Consider the following 16,495-nt stretch of genomic DNA (forward strand, 5'->3'; position numbering starts at 1 on the left):
ACTCCCCCACCCTCCGGGCGGCGGGACCCCCGAACGCGCTCCGCGCCTACGCCTCTTCAGGCAGTTGCCCGACCCGGTTCTCCCACTTGGTGGAGAGCACGATCGTCGTACGGGTCCGGGAGACGCCCACGGTGCCGCTGAGCCGTCGGATGATCTTCTCCAGGCCGTCCACGTCGGCCGCGCGCACCTTGAGCATGTACGAGTCGTCGCCCGCGATGAACCAGCAGTCCTCGATCTCGCCCAGGTCGCGCAGGCGGTTCGCGACGTCCTCGTGGTCGGTGGCGTCGGAGAGGGAGATGCCGATCAGCGCGGTGACGCCGAGGCCGAGCGAGGCGGCGTCGACGGTGGCGCGGTAGCCGGTGATGACGCCGGCCGCCTCCAGCCGGTTGATGCGGTCGGTGACGCTGGGTCCCGACAGGCCGACGAGGCGTCCCAGCTCCGCGTAGGAGGCCCGGCCGTTCTCCCTCAGGGCCTGGATGAGCTGCCTGTCCACCGCGTCCATGCGATTCGAAGCCTTCCGCTGAAGAGTTCCAGAAGTGATGAGAGTCAAGTGACGAGAGGTACTGCTGCTTGCCCGTCGTGCCCTATGTGCCGTTCCCCAGCTCGCCCTTCCACCGCCGGTACAGCCCGTGCTCGACGCCCGCGGCGTCCAGCACGCGTCCGGCGACGAAGTCCACGAGGTCCTGGATGTGGGTCGCGCCCGCGTAGAAGCCCGGGGACGCCGGTACGACGCTGGCGCCGGCGTCGTCCAGTGCGACGAGGTGCCGGAGGGTCTGGCCGTTCAGCGGGGTCTCCCGTACGGCCACGACCAGCTTGCGGCGTTCCTTGAGGGTGACGCCCGCCGCGCGCTGCAGAAGATCCTTGGACAGCCCGAGCGCGACGCCCGCGACGCAGGCCGTCGAGGCGGGCACGATCAGCATGCCTTTGACGGGGTACGACCCGGACGACGGCCCCGCCGCGAGGTCGCCCGCGCTCCAGTGCCGTACGCCTGCGATGTCGACCTCGAAGGTCCCGGGCTTGCCGTCGGCTCCGCGCGACAGCCATTCGCGCAGGTCGGCCTGCCAGTGGGCGTCCCGGAACGGGATCCCCGTCTCGTCGAGCAACGTGAGCCGTGACGCCCGGCTGACGACCAGGTCGACACTCTCCCCGGCGGCGAGGAGCGCACGCAGCACCGCGGCGGCGTATGGAGTGCCGGAAGCGCCGGACACCCCTACGATCCAAGGCGTACGCGGCGTCTCTCCTGGCTTGACTGGGTTCACGACACCGAGCCTATCCGGCGCCGCCGGGTGGGAACCGACCAAGGGGGGCCGGGCGTTCCCTGGAGGGGACGAGTTGACGGGGGTGGGGTCGCGATGGCTGGTACGCCGGTGCCGCGGGGTGCGGAGGGCGCGTGGCCGCGGGGTGCCCGCGCGAAGGCCGCGGCCAAGTTGATGCTGGGCTGGGTCGCGCTGCTGTGGCTGCTGGAAGTGGTCGACGTGGTCAGCGGACACGTCCTCGACGGCTTCGGCATCGTCCCGCGCACCCCGTCCGAGCTGGTGGACGTCGTCCCGGCGTCCTTCGTCCACTTCGGCTTCGCCCACGTCGCCGCGAACAGCGTGCCGCTGCTGGTCCTCGGCTTCCTCGCGGCCCTTGGGGGTATACGCCGGTTCGTCGTGGTCTGCGCCCTGATCATCGTCGCCGACGGCCTCGGGGTGTGGCTGATATCGCCGCCCGACACCAACACCGCGGGCGCCTCCGGCCTGGTCTTCGGCCTCTTCGGCTTCCTCCTGGTCACCGGCTTCGTGGAGCGCCGCCCGCTCGGCGTCCTGGCCGGCCTGCTGGTGGCCGCCGTCTGGGGCGGCTCCATACTGGCGGGCCTCGCCCCGACCCAGTCCGGCGTCAGCTGGCAGGGACATCTGGTGGGGCTGGTGGCGGGGGTCGCGGCGGCGTTCGTGCTGGGGCGCCGGGCATCCGGTCCGGCGCTCAGGGCCGGGGGCGGGCTTTAGGGTCGACGGGGAGGCTCGCGGTGGGAACTGTCAGCTTGCCGAGCGGCGAGTCGGCGGTGAGGTCGGGGCCGTAGGGGATGGTGTCGCGGCCTCGGTAGCCGTCGGGGCCCGGGTTCCACATGGCGACGCAGTGGCCCTTGAGCGGGTCGAAGATCAGGTAGTTGGCGATGCCTTGAGCGGCGTACCGGCGAGGCTTGATCTCGTAGTCGCGGCGGCTGCTGCCTCGTGAGACGACCTCGATGACCATCTCGATCAGGTCAGGCGCGTAGGAGATCTGGTTCTTCGCGACCTCCGCTGCCGGAATGACGGCCAGGTCAGGGCAGAACTCGTTCTCCTCGTCGAAGGGGAAGGCGACATCGCTCGTCACTCCCCAGCTGTCACCGACCTGCGGTTCGAGGGCGCTCCACACCCTGTGGATCGTCATCCCGTGATGCGGTGTGACGGGACTCGCCACCACGTCGCCCTCGACGATCTCCGTACGAAAGCCGGGGAACGCGTCCTCGAACCGGGCGAGTTGCGAGTGCAGTCGGTTCATGGCCCGCACCGTAGTCACACGGTCAGACCTCGAACCAAGAGATCAAGCAGCGCACACACGAAGAGGGCAATCCCGATGAACCCGTTGACACTGAAGAAGGCCCTGTTCAGGCGCGACAGGTCATGAGGCCGCACGATCGAGTGCTCGTACCCGAACGCGCCGGCCACGATCAGCAGGCCCAGCCAGAAGAAGGAGCCCGCGTCCGTGGCGAGGGCGTACCAGACGAGCAGGGCCGTCGTGATCGCGTGGCAGACCCGCGCGCCCCAGATCGCGGCCGGGATGCCGAAGCGGGCCGGGACCGACATGACGCCGGTCTCGCGGTCGGTGTCGACGTCCTGGCAGGCGTAGATCAGGTCGAAGCCGCCGATCCAGACGCCCACCGCGAGGCCGAGGATCACCGCGTCCCAGGACCAGGACCCGGTGATCGCCAGCCAGCCGCCGACCGGGCCCATGGCCTGGGCGAGGCCCAGGATGGCCTGCGGGAAGTTCGTGAACCGTTTGCCGTAGGGGTAGACCACCATCGGGATCACCGCGATGGGGGCGAGGGCCAGGCACAGGGGGTTCAGCAGGGCCGCCGAGCCCAGGAAGACCACCAGGGCGATCAGGGCGCCCGTCCAGGCGTGCCGGACCGACATCGCGCCGGTCACCAGCTCGCGGTGGGCGGTGCGCGGGTTCCGTGCGTCGATCTCGCGGTCGATGATCCGGTTGACCGCCATGGCGAAGGTCCGCAGGCCCACCATGCAGACGGTGACCAGCAGCAGCCGGCCCCAGTGGATGTTCCGGTCCAGCTGGAACATGGCCGTCAGCGCGGCGATGTACGCGAAGGGCAGCGCGAACACGGAGTGCTCGATCATCACAAGGCGCAGGAACGCCTTCGTACGTCCTGGCTGCGGGATCGCGGCGGAGGCGCTGCTCACAGTCCGTACTCCTTCCACCGGCGGTCGACCTTCGCCGCCGTCTGAGGGTCGGACTCCACCATGTCGGGCCAGCCGCCGTCCCGGGTGTAGCCCTCCTCGGGCCACTTCTTCGTGGCGTCGATCCCCGCCTTGCCACCCCAGAACTGCTGGTAGGAGGCGTGGTCGAGGTGGTCGACGGGGCCCTCGACCACGGTCAGGTCGCGGGCGTAGTCCGTGTTGCCGAGCGCCCGCCAGGCGACCTCGTGCAGATCGTGGACATCGCAGTCGGAGTCGACGACCACGATCAGCTTGGTCAGGGACATCATGTGGGCGCCCCAGATCGCGTGCATCGTCTTCTGGGCGTGCTTGGGGTACTTCTTGTCGATCGAGACGATCGCGCAGTTGTGGAAGCCGCCGGCCTCGGGCAGGTGGTAGTCCACGATGTCCGGGACGATGATCTTCAGCAGCGGGAGGAAGAAGCGTTCCGTCGCACGGCCCAGCGGTCCGTCCTCCGTCGGGGGCCGGCCCACGACGATCGACTGGAGCAGCGGGCGACGGCGCATCGTCACGCAGTCGATCTTCAGCGCCGGGAACGGCTCCTGCGGCGTGTAGAAGCCGGTGTGGTCGCCGAACGGCCCCTCCGGCAGCATCTCCCCCGGCTCCAGCCACCCCTCCAGCACGACCTCCGCCTGCGCCGGCACCTGGAGCGGAACGGTCTTGCAGTCCACCATCTCGATCCGCTTGCCCGAGACGAACCCCGCGAACAGGTACTCGTCGATGTCACCGGGAAGCGGCGCCGTCGAGGCGTACGTCACGGCGGGCGGGCACCCGAAGGCGATGGCGACCGGCAGCCGCTCCCCCCGCCGCGCCGCCACCTGGTAGTGGTTGCGGCTGTCCTTGTGGATCTGCCAGTGCATGCCGATGGTGCGCTTGTCGTGGCGCTGGAGGCGGTACAGGCCGAGATTCCGTACGCCGGACTCCGGGTCCTTGGTGTGGGTGAGACCCAGGTTGAAGAAGGAGCCGCCGTCCTTGGGCCAGGTGAACAGGGCCGGCAGCCTGTCGAGGTCGACCTCGTCGCCGTGCAGCACGACCTCCTGCACCGGCGCGCCCGCCGACTTCACCTTCTTCGGCGGTACGTGCGTCATCGCGCCGAGCTTGCCGAAGGCCTCGCGGACGCCGACGAAGCCGTGCGGCAGCTCGGGCTTGAGCAGGCCGCCGATCTTGTCGGAGATGTCGCCGTACGACTTCAGGCCGAGGGCCTTGAGCAGGCGCCGGTCGGTGCCGAAGACGTTCATCGCGAGGGGCATCGAGGAGCCCTTCACGTTCTCGAAGAGCAGCGCCGGACCGCCGGACTTCTGGACCCGGTCGACGATCTCCCCGACCTCCAGATACGGATCGACCTCAGCCTTGACGCGCTTGAGGTCTCCTTCGCGCTCCAGTGCCCTGAGCAGGGAACGAAGATCGTCGTAAGCCATGGGGTCAAGTATCCCCGAGCGGCTACTCTGGCCCTGAACCCGGGGGCCGCGCCCCCGGCCCCGACGACCGTTTCGCTGGAGAGGGCCCATGCTCCGGGTGCTGATGTTCCTCGTACCACTGGCGCTGAGCGTGTACGCGTTCATCGACTGCATCAGCACGAAGGAGGACGACATCCGCCACATGCCCAAGCCGCTCTGGGCGATCCTCGTCCTGGTGTTCCCCCTCGTCGGCTCGATCTCCTGGCTCATCGCGGGCAAGAAGCGCAGCCCGGCCGCCGAGGGCTGGTCCGGCGTGCGGGACCGTCAGCGCGAGCGTCGGCAGTGGGTGGCCCCCGACGACAACCCCGAGTTCCTGAAGTCCCTGGACGAGGACGACGACGACAAGAAGAACGGTGACGGCCCCAAGCGCGACGAACCCTGAGAGCCTCGCGCGGCCTCGCCTCTGCCTCAACTCTCCACGACTGCCTCACAGTTGACTCCGGTTACTCGCTTGCACCGACGCCACTTCGAGTAGTTAATGACCATCAGGCAGTAATCGGCGTCAGTGATGGGCCATCCGCGCCCATACCTCAGGGGGACCGATGGAGAGAACCGAACCGCCCGGACACCATGACATACCGTCACCGCCCGCGTTTCCGCCCCGCGCGGCGACCGCCGTCGACCTGCGGGTCGGCAAGCGGCTGCTGTGGGTCGACGGGGCCGCGTATCCGCTGGAGAACGTCACGCGCGTGTACACGTACACGCTCACGCCCCGGCGCAAGGAAGCCACCCTGCTCTTCGTGAAGCGCGTGGGGATCATCCTGTCGGTGGCGTTCGCCCTGACGATCCTCGGCGGTCTCACGAGCATCGCCAACGAGGGCGCGGGCGGCACGATCCTCACGTTCGTCTGGCTGGGCGCGCTGGCCGCGCTGGCCTTCAGCATCGTGGAGCTGGTGTCCGTCCTCACGGCGTCCTCGCAGTACGTCCTGGCCGTCGAGACGTCCGGCCCGTCGATCGCCATGGTCACGAGCGCCGACCCGCGCCAACTGGACCAGCTCGTCGGCTCGATCGTGCAGGCGATCGAGAACCCCGAGGTGGAGTTCCAGGTCAGGGTGGACCGGCTCATGGTCAACCCACGTAACTACTACTTCGGAGACAACGTCAACATGTACGGCGGCACGGGCAACGTGGGGGTGGCGCACGGGTGAGCGGCGACAACTACTACTTCGGCGACAGCGTGACCATGCACGGCGGCCGGGACAACGTCGGCATCGACAAGCGGCAGATGGTGTCCGACGACGCGTCGGCGGCGTCCGCCGAGATGCTGGCGGCGGTCCAGGAACTGCTGCGGCTCGTCGAGGAGCTGCGCACCCGGGTGCCCGCCGCCAGCGCCCGGACCATCGAGGACTCCGTGCCGGCCCTCAGCCCCGACACCGCGGCGCAACCGCAGGACCGGCACCGCGCCCTGATGGCCATCGCGGGCATCGCCGCGACGGTGGGCGCGGTGGGGCAGCCGGTGCTGGAGGCGGTCAACCGGGTCCTCGGGCTGCTCGGCGGTCAGTAGTCAGCAGGCCTCCCCTCCGGTCCGGCAGCCGCTCCGTGGGTGACGCTCCGTCGTTGAAGCACGTCGGGCGTGCGGCGTGGGTACATTCCGCACATTGGCCTCGTGTTCCGAGCACAGGAGAGTCGTGAGGATGGAGCTCTTGGATCAGGCGACGGCCCGTGCCTGGCTGGCCACCGCCGTCACCGAGGCCCGGGCCGGGCTCGCCGAGGGCGGCATCCCGATCGGCGCCGCGCTGTACGGGGCCGACGGGACGCTGCTGGGGCGCGGCCGCAATCGGCGCGTCCAGGACGGGGACCCGTCGCTGCACGCGGAGACGGCGGCGTTCCGGGCGGCGGGGCGGCGGCGGTCGTACCGCGGCACGACCATGGTGACCACGCTCTCGCCCTGCTGGTACTGCTCGGGACTGATCCGGCAGTTCGGCATCTCCCGGGTGGTGATCGGCGAGGCGGTCACCTTCACCGGCGGGCACGACTGGCTGGCCGAGCACGGCGTGGAGGTCGTGCTCCTCGACGATCCCGGCTGCGTCGGGCTGATGCGCGGCTTCACCAAGGACCACCCCGACCTGTGGAACGAGGACATCGGTGAGTGACCACCTCAGCACCAGCCAGACGCCCGGCACCCTTCGGACGCCCGGCAGCGCTCAGACACCCGGCAGCAGTCAGATCCCCCGGATCCCCACGATCGACCTGCGCCCCTGGCTCGACGGCGACACCGAAACCCGCCGGGCCATCGCCCGCACCGTCGACGAGGCCCTCCAGACCGCCGGATTCCTCCTGGTCACCGGGCACGGCGTGGACCCGGCCCTGCGCGCCCGCATCCGCGCGGCGGCCCGCGCCTTCTTCACGCTCCCCGTCGAGGTCAAGCAGGCGTACGCGGCGAAGGTCGGCGGCCGCGGCTGGCTCGGCCCCGGCGCGGAGGCCAACGGGTACGCGGAGGGCACCGAGACCCCGCCGGACCTGAAGGAGTCGCTCACCTTCGCCACGCACGAGCCCTTCGACGACCCGGTGATCAACGCCGAGTGGTACGCGCCGAACGTCTGGCCGGCGGAGACACCCGAACTGCGGTCGCTGTGCGAGGAGTACCTGGCACGGATGGCCGAGCTGGAGAACCAGCTGCTCTCCCTGCTCGGCGAGGCCCTCGGCCTCGAACCCGACTTCTTCGCCCGGCACATGGACCGTCCGACGTACGGCTTCAACATCAACTGGTACCCGGGGACGGCGGTGATCGGCACCCCGGAGCCCGGCCAGTTCCGCATCGGGCCGCACACCGACTTCGGCACCGTGACGATCCTCGACCGGCAGGCCGGCAAGGGCGGGCTGCAGGTCTACACGGACGACGGCGGGTGGGAGGACGCGCCCTTCAACCCGGAGGCGTTCACCATCAACATCGGGGACCTGATGGCCCGTTGGACCGGTGACCGGTGGCGGTCGGGGCGGCACCGGGTGCTGCCGCCGCCCGCGGACGCGCCGGCCGAGGAGCTGATGTCCCTCGTCTACTTCGGCGAGTGCACGCCCGGCACGCTCGTGGAGTCCGTGCCGGCTCCGGTGGGGCGGGTGGCGTACGAGCCGGTCGACTCGCATGTGTATCTGCGGGAGAAGCTGGACTCGATCACCGTGGACTGACCTCTTCGAGTACGCCGATCAGCCGCTCGAAGCGCGCCCGCCACCGGGGCTCCGACTCCTCCTCGCCCTGGAACTCGTGGGTGAAGCGCAGCACGCTGCCCTCGTCCCCGTCCCGCTCCAGATGGAACCTGAGCCGGCCGCCGGCCTCCACCGTGTACTCGGCGACCCGCTCCACGTCCCACGCGGTGATCGAACCCGACCCGATGTCACGCAACGTGACCGCGCCGCCGAGCCGGGGTTCCAGGACGTCGGCGGCCGTGAACCAGGACGCGAGCCCCTCCGGGGTGGTCAGCGCGGGCCAGACGGTCTCCATGGCCTGGGGAAGCCGCACGAGAAAGTGCAGGATGTGCGTGTTTCCGTGGGTCTGGCTGATGCCCTGTTCCACCGAACCGGTCATGACACCAGCCTGACCCCGCGGGGCGCGAGACGCACCCCGCTCCGGGCGCCCCCGGACTCACACCCCGGCGTAGGAGTGCTTGCCGGAGACGAAGATGTTGACGCCGTAGTAGTTGAAGAGCCAGCAGCCGAAGGCGATCAGGGCCAGGTAGGCGGCCTTGCGGCCCTTCCAGCCGGCCGTGGCGCGGGCGTGCAGGTAGCAGGCGTAGGCGACCCAGGTGATGAAGGACCAGGTCTCCTTGGGGTCCCAGCCCCAGTAGCGGCCCCAGGCGTCGCCCGCCCAGATGGCGCCCGCGATGATCGTGAACGTCCACAGCGGGAAGACGGCGGCGTTGACGCGGTAGGAGAACTTGTCCAGGGACGCCGAGGCGGGCAGCCGGTCCAGGACGGAGTTCGCGAAACGGCCCGGGGTGCCGCCGTTCGCCAGCTTGTTCTCGTAGGACTCCTTGAAGAGGTAGAGCAGCGTGGAGACGGCGCCCACGTAGAAGACCGCGCCGCAGAAGATCGCGGTCGAGACGTGGATGTACAGCCAGTACGAGTGAAGAGCGGGAACCAACTGGTCGCTCGCGGTGTACAAGACAGTGACGGCGAGGCCGAGATCGAGGAGGACCGTGGTGATCAGGAACAGCCCGAGCCAGCGCACGTTCTTCTTCAGCGCGAGCAGGGAGAGGTACACACCGACGGCGACCGTGGAGAAGGTGATGTTGAACTCGTACATGTTGCCCCACGGCGCCCGCTCCACCGACAGAGCCCGTGTGAGCACACCACCGAACTCGACCAGGAAGGCGAGGACGGTGAGGGAGATGGCGATACGCCCGTAGAGGTCGCCCTGCGCGTCCCCGCCGTGCGCCCCGGGCCCGTCCGGCACGTCCCGCTGGCCGGCCGCGGCCCGCACGACGACCGTCGGCCGCTCCAGTACGGCGGTGGAGCCGCCCTTCTTCACGGTGACGGCGGGCGGGTCGGCCTTCCCGCCCGTCCCGGCCTTCGCCGGGGTGAGCGCGGCGGCCGTGCGGCCGACCTTGCTGCGGCTGCCGAGGAGCCATTCGGCGATGTACGCGAAGAAGGCCAGGGTGTAGACGGCCATCGACGAGTAGATCAGCGTGTTGCTGATGTTCGCGAGGTTTTCGTTGGTGGCGGCGGCCAACTCGGTCGCGGCGGCGAGAGTCACTTGCTGTCAGCCCCTTCGGCGGGTGCGACTTGGGGGTCGGGGGAAGCTGCGGAATCTGCGGGGTCGTCGTCGGGGTCGGGTGCGCCCGGAGCCTGCTCGTACAGGATCCCGGCGAGGTCGCCGAGTTCCTCCGGCACCTTGGCGGACTCGCTGCGGCCGAGGCCGGCCATCTCGACGACCGTGACGCCGTCGCTGCCGGTGGTGGCCCGCACCCACACGCGGCGGCGCTGGATGAAGAGGGAGGCGGCGAGACCGAAGATCGCGGCGAGCGAACCGGCGAGGGCCCAGCCGCTGCCGGGCTGGCGGGCGACCTGGAAGCCGGCCCACTCCTTGATCTCCTTCTCGAAGGTGATCGAGCCGGCGCCGTTCGGGAGCTTCATGGTCTCGCCGGGCTTCAGGTTCTCCCGGACCTGGGCGCCCTTGGCGTCCTTGAAGCCCTTCAGGTTCTTCTTGTCCAGTTGGTAGACGCTCTGCGGGATGCCCGCGTCCACCCCGAGGTCGCCGTGGTACGCCTCCAGGTTCAGCACCGGGTTCAGCAGGGCGGGGAACTGGGAGACGACCGCGGTGCCCGCGCCGCCGTACGACGGAAGGAAGAAGGCTTGGAAGCCGAGCTGCTCCCGCTCGCCCTTGGCGTTGCGGTAGCCGTCCATGACCTTGATCGCGCCGGTGGAGGTGACGTTGCCGTCGAGCGGAAGGAGAGGGACCGCGTCCTGGTAGACGATCTTGCCCTTGCCGTCGCGGACCGTGACGACGGGGGCGTAACCGTGGCTGACGAGGTAGACCTTCGAGTCGCCGATCTCCAGCGGCTCGTTGACCTCGATGGTGGTCTTCTTCTCCTGGTCGGAGGAGCCCACGCTGTAGGTGAGGTCCGCCTTGTAGACGCGCGGGGTGCCCCGGTTGGGGCCGGACGGCTCGTAGCTGCCGACGAAGTTCTTCAGGTTGAAGCTGAACGGGTCCAGGTCGTCCTGGGTGAACAGGCTGCCGGACTTGAAGTCGTCGTACTGGGTGAGGGTGTTGGAGAACCCGTCGCCCTCGACGACCAGCTTGTTGCCCTCGGACTTGAACAGCTGGCCCCAGGCGAAGGCGATCAGCATCACGATCAGCGCGATGTGGAAGGCGAGGTTGCCGACCTCGCGCAGATAGCCCTTCTCAGCGGCGACGGCGTCACCGGCGAGGTGGGCGCGGAAGCGGCGCTTCTTCAGCAGCGCGAGCGCGGCCTCGCGGACCTGCTCGGGCTCGGCCTCGGTGCGCCAGGTGGTGTAGGCGGGCAGCCGGGTCAGCCGCTTGGGCGCGCCCGGCGGCCGGCCGCGCAGCTGGCCGACGAACTGCCAGGTGCGCGGGATGATGCAGCCGATGAGGGAGACGAACAGCAGGATGTAGATCGCGGAGAACCACACCGAGCTGTAGACGTGGAAGAGCCCGAGCTTGTCGTAGACCGGCGCGAGCGTCTCATGCGCCTTGCGGAACTCGGCGACCTTGGTCTCGTCGATCCCGGTCTGCGGGATGAGCGAGCCGGGGATCGCGCCGAGGGACAGCAGCAGGAGCAGCAGCAGCGCGACCCGCATGGAGGTCAGCTGCCGCCAGAACCAGCGGACCCAGCCGGTGACGCCGAGGGCCGGCAGGTTGGGGGCGTCCTCCGCGGGGGCGGTGGAGAGCTGGGAGCCCGCGGCGCCCAGGTCCTCGTCAGCCGCGGCCGACGTGGTGTCGGGCGCTCCGGTCTTCGTCTCGCTCATCGATCAGATCCCCACACTGAAGCCGGTGGACCAGACCTGCATCTCCTGCACGATGCGGTCCCACGCGCCGGTCAGCAGCAGCACACCGGTCGCGATCATCATGGTGCCGCCGATGCGCATCACCCAGACGTAGTGGCGCTTGACCCAGGCGAAGGCGCCGAGGGCCTTGCGGAAGGCTACGGCAGCGAGCACGAAGGGCAGGCCGAGGCCCAGGCAGTAGGCGACGGTCAGTATTGCGCCGCGGCCGGCGCTCGCCTCGTTGTACGACAGCGCGATCACCGAGGTCAGCGTCGGCCCGAGGCAGGGCGTCCAGCCGATACCGAACAGCGCGCCGAGGAAGGGCGCGCCGACCAGCCCGGTGACGGGTCGCTTGTGGAAGCGGAACTCACGCTGGGTCATCCAGGGCATCAGCCCCATGAAGAAGACGCCCATGACGATCATGAGCACGCCCAGCACCCTGGTCAGGACGTCCTTGTGTTCCTGGAGGGTGTCGCCGAAGTAGCCGAACAGCGCTCCGCTGGAGACGAACACCGCGGTGAAGCCGAGCACGAACAGGGAGGCGCCCGCGACCATCCGTCCGCGTCGGGCCTCGGCCAGGTCGGTGCCGGTGACTCCGGTGACGTAGGAGAGATAGCCGGGGACCAGCGGCAGCACGCAGGGGGAGAAGAAGGAGATGAGGCCGCCGAGCAGCGCGATGGGCAGGGCGAGCAGCAGGGCGCCGCTCATCACCGTCTCGTTGCGACCGGCGACCTCGGCGAGCGTGGTCAGTGCGCTCACGTCACTTCTCCGCGAGGACGGGCTTGAGCATGCTGCGCAGGGTTTCCTCGCTGAGCGGCGTCAGCGCACGCGCGGCGAGCCTGCCCTTGCGGTCGATGACGAGCGTGGAGGGGATCGCCTGCGGGTTGAGCGTGCCCTTCTTGAAGCGGAGCATCTGCTTGCCCGTCGGGTCGTAGAGGCTCGGGTAGGTGATCCCGAACTCCTTCTCGAAGGCCTTGGCGACGGTGGTGTTGGTGTCCCGGGTGTTGATGCCGACGAACTCGACGCCCTGGCCCTTGACGTCGTCGTAGACGGTCTGGAAGTTCTTCGCCTCGGCACGGCAGGGCGGGCACCACGATCCCCATACGTTGATGACGAGGACCTTGCCCTTGGTGCCGGCGGTGGAGAGTTGCTTGCCGTCGATCGTCTCGCCGGAGAGGACCGGCGCCACCGCCCGCTTGTCCTGGGCGACCGTGTCGATGCCGTTGTCGCCGGGCACGAAGCCGGTGTCGCCCCCACCGCCCGACGTACCGCCGGAGCTGCACGCGGACAGGGTCAGCGCGGCCACGGCGGCGGCTGTGGTGAGCAGGGCGGTACGGCTACGGGCGCGGCTGGCGGCACTCATGTGAAAAGTTTCGCATGCCCGTTCCGGGGATCTTTGGCACCCCCCTCCCGGACGTAGACCCGCATTTCAGGCGGCGTTTTGCGTGCCCGCGGAAGCGCTCTGGCCACCCTGGCCGCCCTGGCTGCCCTGCAGGAAGGTCTTCCAGCCGCCGACGGGCTGCTGTCCGACCTCCAGCGTGCGCAACTTGTCGAGAATATCCGGCTTCTGCACGTCCATCCAGTCCACGAACTGCCGGAAGGAGACGAGCCGGATGTCGGCTCCCTTCTCCTTCTCCCGCGCGATGTGCTTCAGGGCCTCCTCGACGGCGTCCATGTATATGCCGCCGTTCCACTGCTCGAAGTGGTTGCCCACGAAGAAGGGTGCGCGGTTTGTCTCGTACGCCCGCTTGAATCCCTGGATGTACGCCTGCGCCGACTGCTGTCGCCAGCCCGGGTAGTTGTGGCTGGGTGCCTTCGTCGAGTTGATCGACTGGTTGGCGAGCATGTTGTAGTCCATGGAGAGGACCTCGAACGAACGGCCGGGGAAAGGTATCTGCTGCAACGGCAGGTCCCACAGCCCCTGCTTCTTCTGCGGCCACACCTGGCGGCCGCCGGGCGAGGAGGCGTCGTAACGCCAGCCGAGTTCGCGGGCGGTGGGCAGCAGGTTGTCCTGGCCCAGGAGGCAGGGGGTACGGCCGCCGACGAGCTCCTTGTCGTAGTCGAAGGGCAGCGAGGGCAGGTCGGTCCAGCCGGAGTTGGTCCGCCACTCCTTGACGAAGGCCTTGGCCTGGTCGATCTCGCTGCGCCACTGCTGCGGGGTCCAGTTGCCGACGGTGCCGTTGCCGGCGCAGAAGTGGCCGTTGAAGTGGGTGCCTATCTCGTGCCCGTCGAGCCAGGCCTGGCGGACGTTCTTCAGCGTCGCCTTGATGTGCTCGTCGGTGAGGTAGCCGATGTCGGAGGCGCCGCGCGGGTTGTTCGGCGGTTCGTAGAGCCGCTTCTTCGACTCGGGGAGCAGATACAGCCCCGAGAGGAAGAAGGTCATGTGCGCCTCGTGCTCCTTGGCGAGTTCGAGGAAGCGCGGGAAGAGGCCGTTGCCGACCTCGCCGGCGCCGTCCCAGGAGAAGACGACGAACTGCGGCGGCTCCTGCCCCGGCTCCAGCGGCTCGGGCTTGCCCGGCTGGTTCGGCTGCTTGCCGGTGTAGGAGGTGGAGCCGTCGCCTATGGGACGGGTGCGGTGGGTCTGGGCGCCGGGCTGATTGCCCGTACCGCCGCTGGAACCTTCGGCCTGGTCCGACCCGTCTGACGAGGTGAGCGTGCCGCATCCCGCGAGTCCGAGGGCGGCGGCCGCTCCGGCACCGAGTCCGATGACTCCCCTGCGGCTGAAGTTGCGCATTGCTGCCCCGTCCGTCGTGCTTCTGTGGTGGTCACCCAGCCAGAGGGCACGACGAACGGGGAGGTTCCTCCCTATCGCGGAGGAACCGAAACAAATGTCACAAACGTGTCTTAGGCGCCGAAGGCCTTGTCCTTCCCCTTCACCGGCTTGGCGCCGGCGCGGAGATGGGCAGGGACGAGGTCGATGGCGGGCTCGCTGTAGCCGACGGACACGATCCGGTCGCCCTGGTACGTGAAGCTCGTCAGGGACGCGAGCGTGCACTGCCGCTTGCGCGGGTCGTGCCACAGCCGCCGCTTCTCGACATAGCTGCGCACGATCCAGATCGGCAGCTGATGGCTGACCAGCACCGCCTCGTGCCCGCGCGCCGCGTCCTTGGCGGAGTCCAGCGCGCCCATCATCCGCACGACCTGGTCGACGTACGGCTCACCCCAGGACGGCTTGAAGGGGTTGACCAGGTGCTTCCAGTTCTCCGGCTTCTTCAGCGCCCCGTCCCCGACGCCGAAGGTCTTGCCCTGGAAGACGTTGTCGGCCTCGATGAGCCGCGCGTCGGTCGCCAGGTCAACACCGTGCGCCTTGGCGATCGGCGTCGCGGTCTCCTGCGCCCGCTCCAGCGGGGAGGCGCAGACGTACGTCACATCGCGGGAGGCGAGATGCTCGGCGACCCGGTCGGCCATCTGCCGCCCGAGCTCGGAGAGGTGGTACCCCGCGAGACGGCCGTAGAGAATCCCGTCCGGGTTGGCCACCTCGCCGTGCCGCATGACGTGGACGACGGTGACGTCGCTGTTCTCGGTCGTGAGGTTGTCGCTCATGCCGCCGTGGCCTCCGCCGCCGCTCGGGCCGCCGCCGGGAGGGCGTCGGCGATCCGCTGGACGGCCCGCTCGTCATGGGCCGTGGACACGAACCAGGACTCGAAGGACGAGGGCGGCAGATAGACGCCCTGCGCCAGCATCGAGTGGAAGAAGGCGGTGAAGCGGAAGGACTCCTGGCGCTTGGCGTCCTCGTAGGTGCGCACTTCCCGGTCCGTGAAGAAGACGGAGAACATGTTGGAGGCGTTCTGCAGCCGGTGCGCGACGCCTTCCTTGGCGAGGGCCTCGGTGACGAGCGACTGGATCTGCGCGGAGACGGCGTCGACCGTGTCGTACGCGGCCTCGTCGAGGAGCCGCAGCTGGGCGAGGCCGGCCGCGGTGGCGACCGGGTTCCCGGAGAGGGTGCCGGCCTGGTACACGGGCCCGGCCGGGGCGAGGTGGGCCATCACGTCGGCGCGCCCGCCGAAGGCTGCGGCCGGGAAGCCACCACCCATGACCTTGCCGAAGGTCATCAGGTCGGGCTTGACCCCGTCGATGCCGTACCACCCGGCGCGGCTGGTCCGGAAACCGGTCATGACCTCGTCGGAGATGTAGAGGGCGCCGTTCTTGCGGCAGGCGTCCTTCAGTCCCTCGTTGAAGCCGGGCCGCGGCGGGACGACGCCCATGTTGCCGGGCGAGGCCTCGGTGATCACGCAGGCGATCTCGCCGGGGTAGCGGTGGAAGGCCTCGTGGACGGATTCGAGGTCGTTGTAGGGGAGGACGATGGTGTCGCCGGCCTGGGCGCCGGTGACGCCGGGGGTGTCGGGCAGGGCGAAGGTGGCGACGCCGGACCCGGCCGCGGCCAGCAGCGAGTCGACGTGCCCGTGATAACACCCGGCAAACTTGATCACCTTGGTCCGCTGGGTGAACCCGCGGGCGAGCCGGATGGCCGACATGGTGGCCTCGGTCCCGCTGGAGACCAGCCGCACCTGCTCCAGTGGCTCGATCCGGTCGACCATCTCCTCGGCGAGCGCGACCTCGCCCTCACCGGGCGTACCGAAGGAGGTACCGCGGGAGACGGCGTCCTGGACGGCGGCGATCACGTCCGGGTGGGAGTGCCCGAGGATCATGGGGCCCCAGGAGCAGACGAGGTCGACGTACTCACGTCCGTCGGCGTCGGTCAGGTACGGACCGGTGCCGGACACCATGAACCGGGGCGTACCGCCCACGGCACGGAAGGCGCGGACCGGGGAGTTCACGCCGCCGGGTGTGACGATTGCCGCACGGTCGAACAGGGCCTGCGAGGCCGGTGCTTCGTATGGATAGGGCGATTCGCTCATGGCCTGCGACTTCTCCGACCTTCTCGGGCTCCGATGGGCAGTGACCTCCTCAGGGTAGGCCAGCGGGGAGTCGCGGCCGCGGGACGGCCGCCGCCCCGCCGGACGGGCTCCCCGCGCCTCCCCCGCTGTCCACTTCCCGGCGGCTCTCCGCCCGCGATCTGCGAGACTGGGCGTGATACACACAGCTCATGCGGGGCGTGATGGTCGGGGACTGAAAAGATCCTGCGGACAGGTGTTTCAACGCACGTTTCGGCGGGCGGCCGTG

Annotated in this window: 19 protein-coding genes; 6 read left to right on the forward strand and 13 right to left on the reverse strand. The window is 69.4% G+C overall.

What is annotated here, in order from left to right; genetic code table 11:
- Positions 1-46: 46 nt before the first annotated feature.
- Both AQJ67_RS38485 and AQJ67_RS38490 read right to left on the reverse strand, forming a co-directional pair.
- A complete protein-coding gene (locus AQJ67_RS38485; protein ID WP_062724142.1) occupies positions 47-502 on the reverse strand; it encodes an Lrp/AsnC family transcriptional regulator in 456 nt (151 codons plus the stop codon).
- An 82-nt stretch (positions 503-584) separates the two neighbouring features.
- The gene (locus AQJ67_RS38490; RefSeq protein WP_062724143.1) at positions 585-1,259 is read right to left on the reverse strand and encodes a UbiX family flavin prenyltransferase; all 675 of its coding nucleotides are present in this window, start codon (positions 1,257-1,259) and stop codon (positions 585-587) included.
- A 93-nt stretch (positions 1,260-1,352) separates the two neighbouring features.
- Between AQJ67_RS38490 and AQJ67_RS38495 the strand changes: the two genes are divergently transcribed.
- Positions 1,353-1,985, forward strand: coding sequence for a rhomboid family intramembrane serine protease (locus tag AQJ67_RS38495; protein ID WP_062724144.1), 633 nt, complete (start codon positions 1,353-1,355; stop codon positions 1,983-1,985).
- Here AQJ67_RS38495 and AQJ67_RS38500 read toward each other — a convergent pair.
- Genes AQJ67_RS38500 through AQJ67_RS38510 form a run of 3 tightly spaced genes read right to left on the reverse strand, consistent with a single transcriptional unit; the run spans position 1,963 to position 4,891 of the window.
- On the reverse strand, positions 1,963-2,520 hold the full coding sequence (locus AQJ67_RS38500; protein WP_062724145.1) for a Uma2 family endonuclease: 558 nt from the start codon (positions 2,518-2,520) through the stop codon (positions 1,963-1,965). The two genes, AQJ67_RS38495 and AQJ67_RS38500, sit on opposite strands and share 23 nt — an antisense overlap.
- Before the next feature lie 14 nt (positions 2,521-2,534).
- Positions 2,535-3,437: a menaquinone biosynthesis prenyltransferase MqnP gene (gene mqnP / locus AQJ67_RS38505; RefSeq protein ID WP_062724146.1), complete on the reverse strand. Its 903-nt coding sequence runs from the start codon at positions 3,435-3,437 to the stop codon at positions 2,535-2,537.
- Positions 3,434-4,891 (reverse strand): menaquinone biosynthesis decarboxylase, encoded by a 1,458-nt coding sequence (locus AQJ67_RS38510; RefSeq protein WP_062724147.1) that lies wholly within the window; start codon positions 4,889-4,891, stop codon positions 3,434-3,436. Before AQJ67_RS38510 ends, mqnP begins: the two co-directional genes overlap by 4 nt.
- An 88-nt stretch (positions 4,892-4,979) precedes the next feature.
- Here AQJ67_RS38510 and AQJ67_RS38515 point away from each other — a divergent pair, with 88 nt between their 5' ends.
- The 5 genes from AQJ67_RS38515 to AQJ67_RS38535 all read left to right on the forward strand — a co-directional run bounded on the left by AQJ67_RS38515 (position 4,980) and on the right by AQJ67_RS38535 (position 8,056).
- The gene (locus tag AQJ67_RS38515) at positions 4,980-5,312 is read left to right on the forward strand and encodes a PLD nuclease N-terminal domain-containing protein (RefSeq protein ID WP_062724148.1); all 333 of its coding nucleotides are present in this window, start codon (positions 4,980-4,982) and stop codon (positions 5,310-5,312) included.
- A gap of 160 nt (positions 5,313-5,472) precedes the next feature.
- Complete coding sequence (locus AQJ67_RS38520) at positions 5,473-6,078, forward strand: DUF6232 family protein (RefSeq protein ID WP_062724149.1); 606 nt, start codon at positions 5,473-5,475, stop codon at positions 6,076-6,078.
- A complete protein-coding gene (locus tag AQJ67_RS38525) occupies positions 6,075-6,434 on the forward strand; it encodes a hypothetical protein (RefSeq protein WP_062724150.1) in 360 nt (119 codons plus the stop codon). The genes AQJ67_RS38520 and AQJ67_RS38525 overlap by 4 nt, the downstream gene beginning before the upstream one ends.
- A 130-nt stretch (positions 6,435-6,564) precedes the next feature.
- Positions 6,565-7,023 (forward strand): nucleoside deaminase, encoded by a 459-nt coding sequence (locus AQJ67_RS38530; RefSeq protein WP_062724151.1) that lies wholly within the window; start codon positions 6,565-6,567, stop codon positions 7,021-7,023.
- Between the two features lie 73 nt (positions 7,024-7,096).
- The gene (locus AQJ67_RS38535) at positions 7,097-8,056 is read left to right on the forward strand and encodes an isopenicillin N synthase family dioxygenase (protein WP_062724211.1); all 960 of its coding nucleotides are present in this window, start codon (positions 7,097-7,099) and stop codon (positions 8,054-8,056) included.
- On the opposite strand, the gene AQJ67_RS38540 is transcribed toward AQJ67_RS38535, so the two are convergent.
- The 8 genes from AQJ67_RS38540 to hemL all read right to left on the reverse strand — a co-directional run bounded on the left by AQJ67_RS38540 (position 8,043) and on the right by hemL (position 16,230).
- Positions 8,043-8,453 carry an SRPBCC domain-containing protein gene (locus AQJ67_RS38540; RefSeq protein WP_062724152.1) on the reverse strand — a complete coding sequence of 137 codons (411 nt, stop codon included), beginning with the start codon at positions 8,451-8,453 and terminating at the stop codon, positions 8,043-8,045. The two genes, AQJ67_RS38535 and AQJ67_RS38540, sit on opposite strands and share 14 nt — an antisense overlap.
- A gap of 57 nt (positions 8,454-8,510) precedes the next feature.
- Positions 8,511-9,620 carry a c-type cytochrome biogenesis protein CcsB gene (gene ccsB / locus AQJ67_RS38545; protein ID WP_062724153.1) on the reverse strand — a complete coding sequence of 370 codons (1,110 nt, stop codon included), beginning with the start codon at positions 9,618-9,620 and terminating at the stop codon, positions 8,511-8,513.
- Positions 9,617-11,353 (reverse strand): cytochrome c biogenesis protein ResB, encoded by a 1,737-nt coding sequence (gene resB, locus AQJ67_RS38550; protein ID WP_062724154.1) that lies wholly within the window; start codon positions 11,351-11,353, stop codon positions 9,617-9,619. Before resB ends, ccsB begins: the two co-directional genes overlap by 4 nt.
- A 3-nt stretch (positions 11,354-11,356) precedes the next feature.
- Positions 11,357-12,130, reverse strand: coding sequence for a cytochrome c biogenesis CcdA family protein (locus tag AQJ67_RS38555; protein ID WP_062724155.1), 774 nt, complete (start codon positions 12,128-12,130; stop codon positions 11,357-11,359).
- A 1-nt stretch (position 12,131) separates the two neighbouring features.
- A complete protein-coding gene (locus tag AQJ67_RS38560) occupies positions 12,132-12,734 on the reverse strand; it encodes a TlpA family protein disulfide reductase (protein WP_062724156.1) in 603 nt (200 codons plus the stop codon).
- 66 nt (positions 12,735-12,800) lie between these two features.
- The gene (locus tag AQJ67_RS38565) at positions 12,801-14,105 is read right to left on the reverse strand and encodes a polysaccharide deacetylase family protein (RefSeq protein ID WP_062724157.1); all 1,305 of its coding nucleotides are present in this window, start codon (positions 14,103-14,105) and stop codon (positions 12,801-12,803) included.
- Between the two features lie 110 nt (positions 14,106-14,215).
- Entirely contained in the window at positions 14,216-14,914 is a 699-nt protein-coding gene (locus AQJ67_RS38570; RefSeq protein WP_062724158.1) for a histidine phosphatase family protein, read from the reverse strand.
- Complete coding sequence (hemL, locus tag AQJ67_RS38575; RefSeq protein ID WP_062724159.1) at positions 14,911-16,230, reverse strand: glutamate-1-semialdehyde 2,1-aminomutase; 1,320 nt, start codon at positions 16,228-16,230, stop codon at positions 14,911-14,913. Before hemL ends, AQJ67_RS38570 begins: the two co-directional genes overlap by 4 nt.
- Between the last annotated feature and the right edge of the window lie 265 nt (positions 16,231-16,495).

It is taken from the genome of Streptomyces caeruleatus (assembly GCF_001514235.1).
In the GTDB taxonomy this organism is placed as follows: domain Bacteria; phylum Actinomycetota; class Actinomycetes; order Streptomycetales; family Streptomycetaceae; genus Streptomyces; species Streptomyces caeruleatus.

What these genes read in the sequence shown, in the direction of transcription:
- AQJ67_RS38485 (WP_062724142.1), bottom strand. Translation starts at nt 502, where the DNA reads ATGGACGCGGTGGACAGGCAGCTCATCCAGGCCCTGAGGGAGAACGGC.
- AQJ67_RS38495 (WP_062724144.1), top strand. Translation starts at nt 1,353, where the DNA reads ATGGCTGGTACGCCGGTGCCGCGGGGTGCGGAGGGCGCGTGGCCGCGG.
- AQJ67_RS38500 (WP_062724145.1), bottom strand. Translation starts at nt 2,520, where the DNA reads ATGAACCGACTGCACTCGCAACTCGCCCGGTTCGAGGACGCGTTCCCC.
- AQJ67_RS38510 (WP_062724147.1), bottom strand. Translation starts at nt 4,891, where the DNA reads ATGGCTTACGACGATCTTCGTTCCCTGCTCAGGGCACTGGAGCGCGAA.
- AQJ67_RS38515 (WP_062724148.1), top strand. Translation starts at nt 4,980, where the DNA reads ATGCTCCGGGTGCTGATGTTCCTCGTACCACTGGCGCTGAGCGTGTAC.
- AQJ67_RS38520 (WP_062724149.1), top strand. Translation starts at nt 5,473, where the DNA reads ATGGAGAGAACCGAACCGCCCGGACACCATGACATACCGTCACCGCCC.
- AQJ67_RS38530 (WP_062724151.1), top strand. Translation starts at nt 6,565, where the DNA reads ATGGAGCTCTTGGATCAGGCGACGGCCCGTGCCTGGCTGGCCACCGCC.
- AQJ67_RS38540 (WP_062724152.1), bottom strand. Translation starts at nt 8,453, where the DNA reads ATGACCGGTTCGGTGGAACAGGGCATCAGCCAGACCCACGGAAACACG.
- resB (WP_062724154.1), bottom strand. Translation starts at nt 11,353, where the DNA reads ATGAGCGAGACGAAGACCGGAGCGCCCGACACCACGTCGGCCGCGGCT.
- AQJ67_RS38560 (WP_062724156.1), bottom strand. Translation starts at nt 12,734, where the DNA reads ATGAGTGCCGCCAGCCGCGCCCGTAGCCGTACCGCCCTGCTCACCACA.
- AQJ67_RS38565 (WP_062724157.1), bottom strand. Translation starts at nt 14,105, where the DNA reads ATGCGCAACTTCAGCCGCAGGGGAGTCATCGGACTCGGTGCCGGAGCG.
- AQJ67_RS38570 (WP_062724158.1), bottom strand. Translation starts at nt 14,914, where the DNA reads ATGAGCGACAACCTCACGACCGAGAACAGCGACGTCACCGTCGTCCAC.
- hemL (WP_062724159.1), bottom strand. Translation starts at nt 16,230, where the DNA reads ATGAGCGAATCGCCCTATCCATACGAAGCACCGGCCTCGCAGGCCCTG.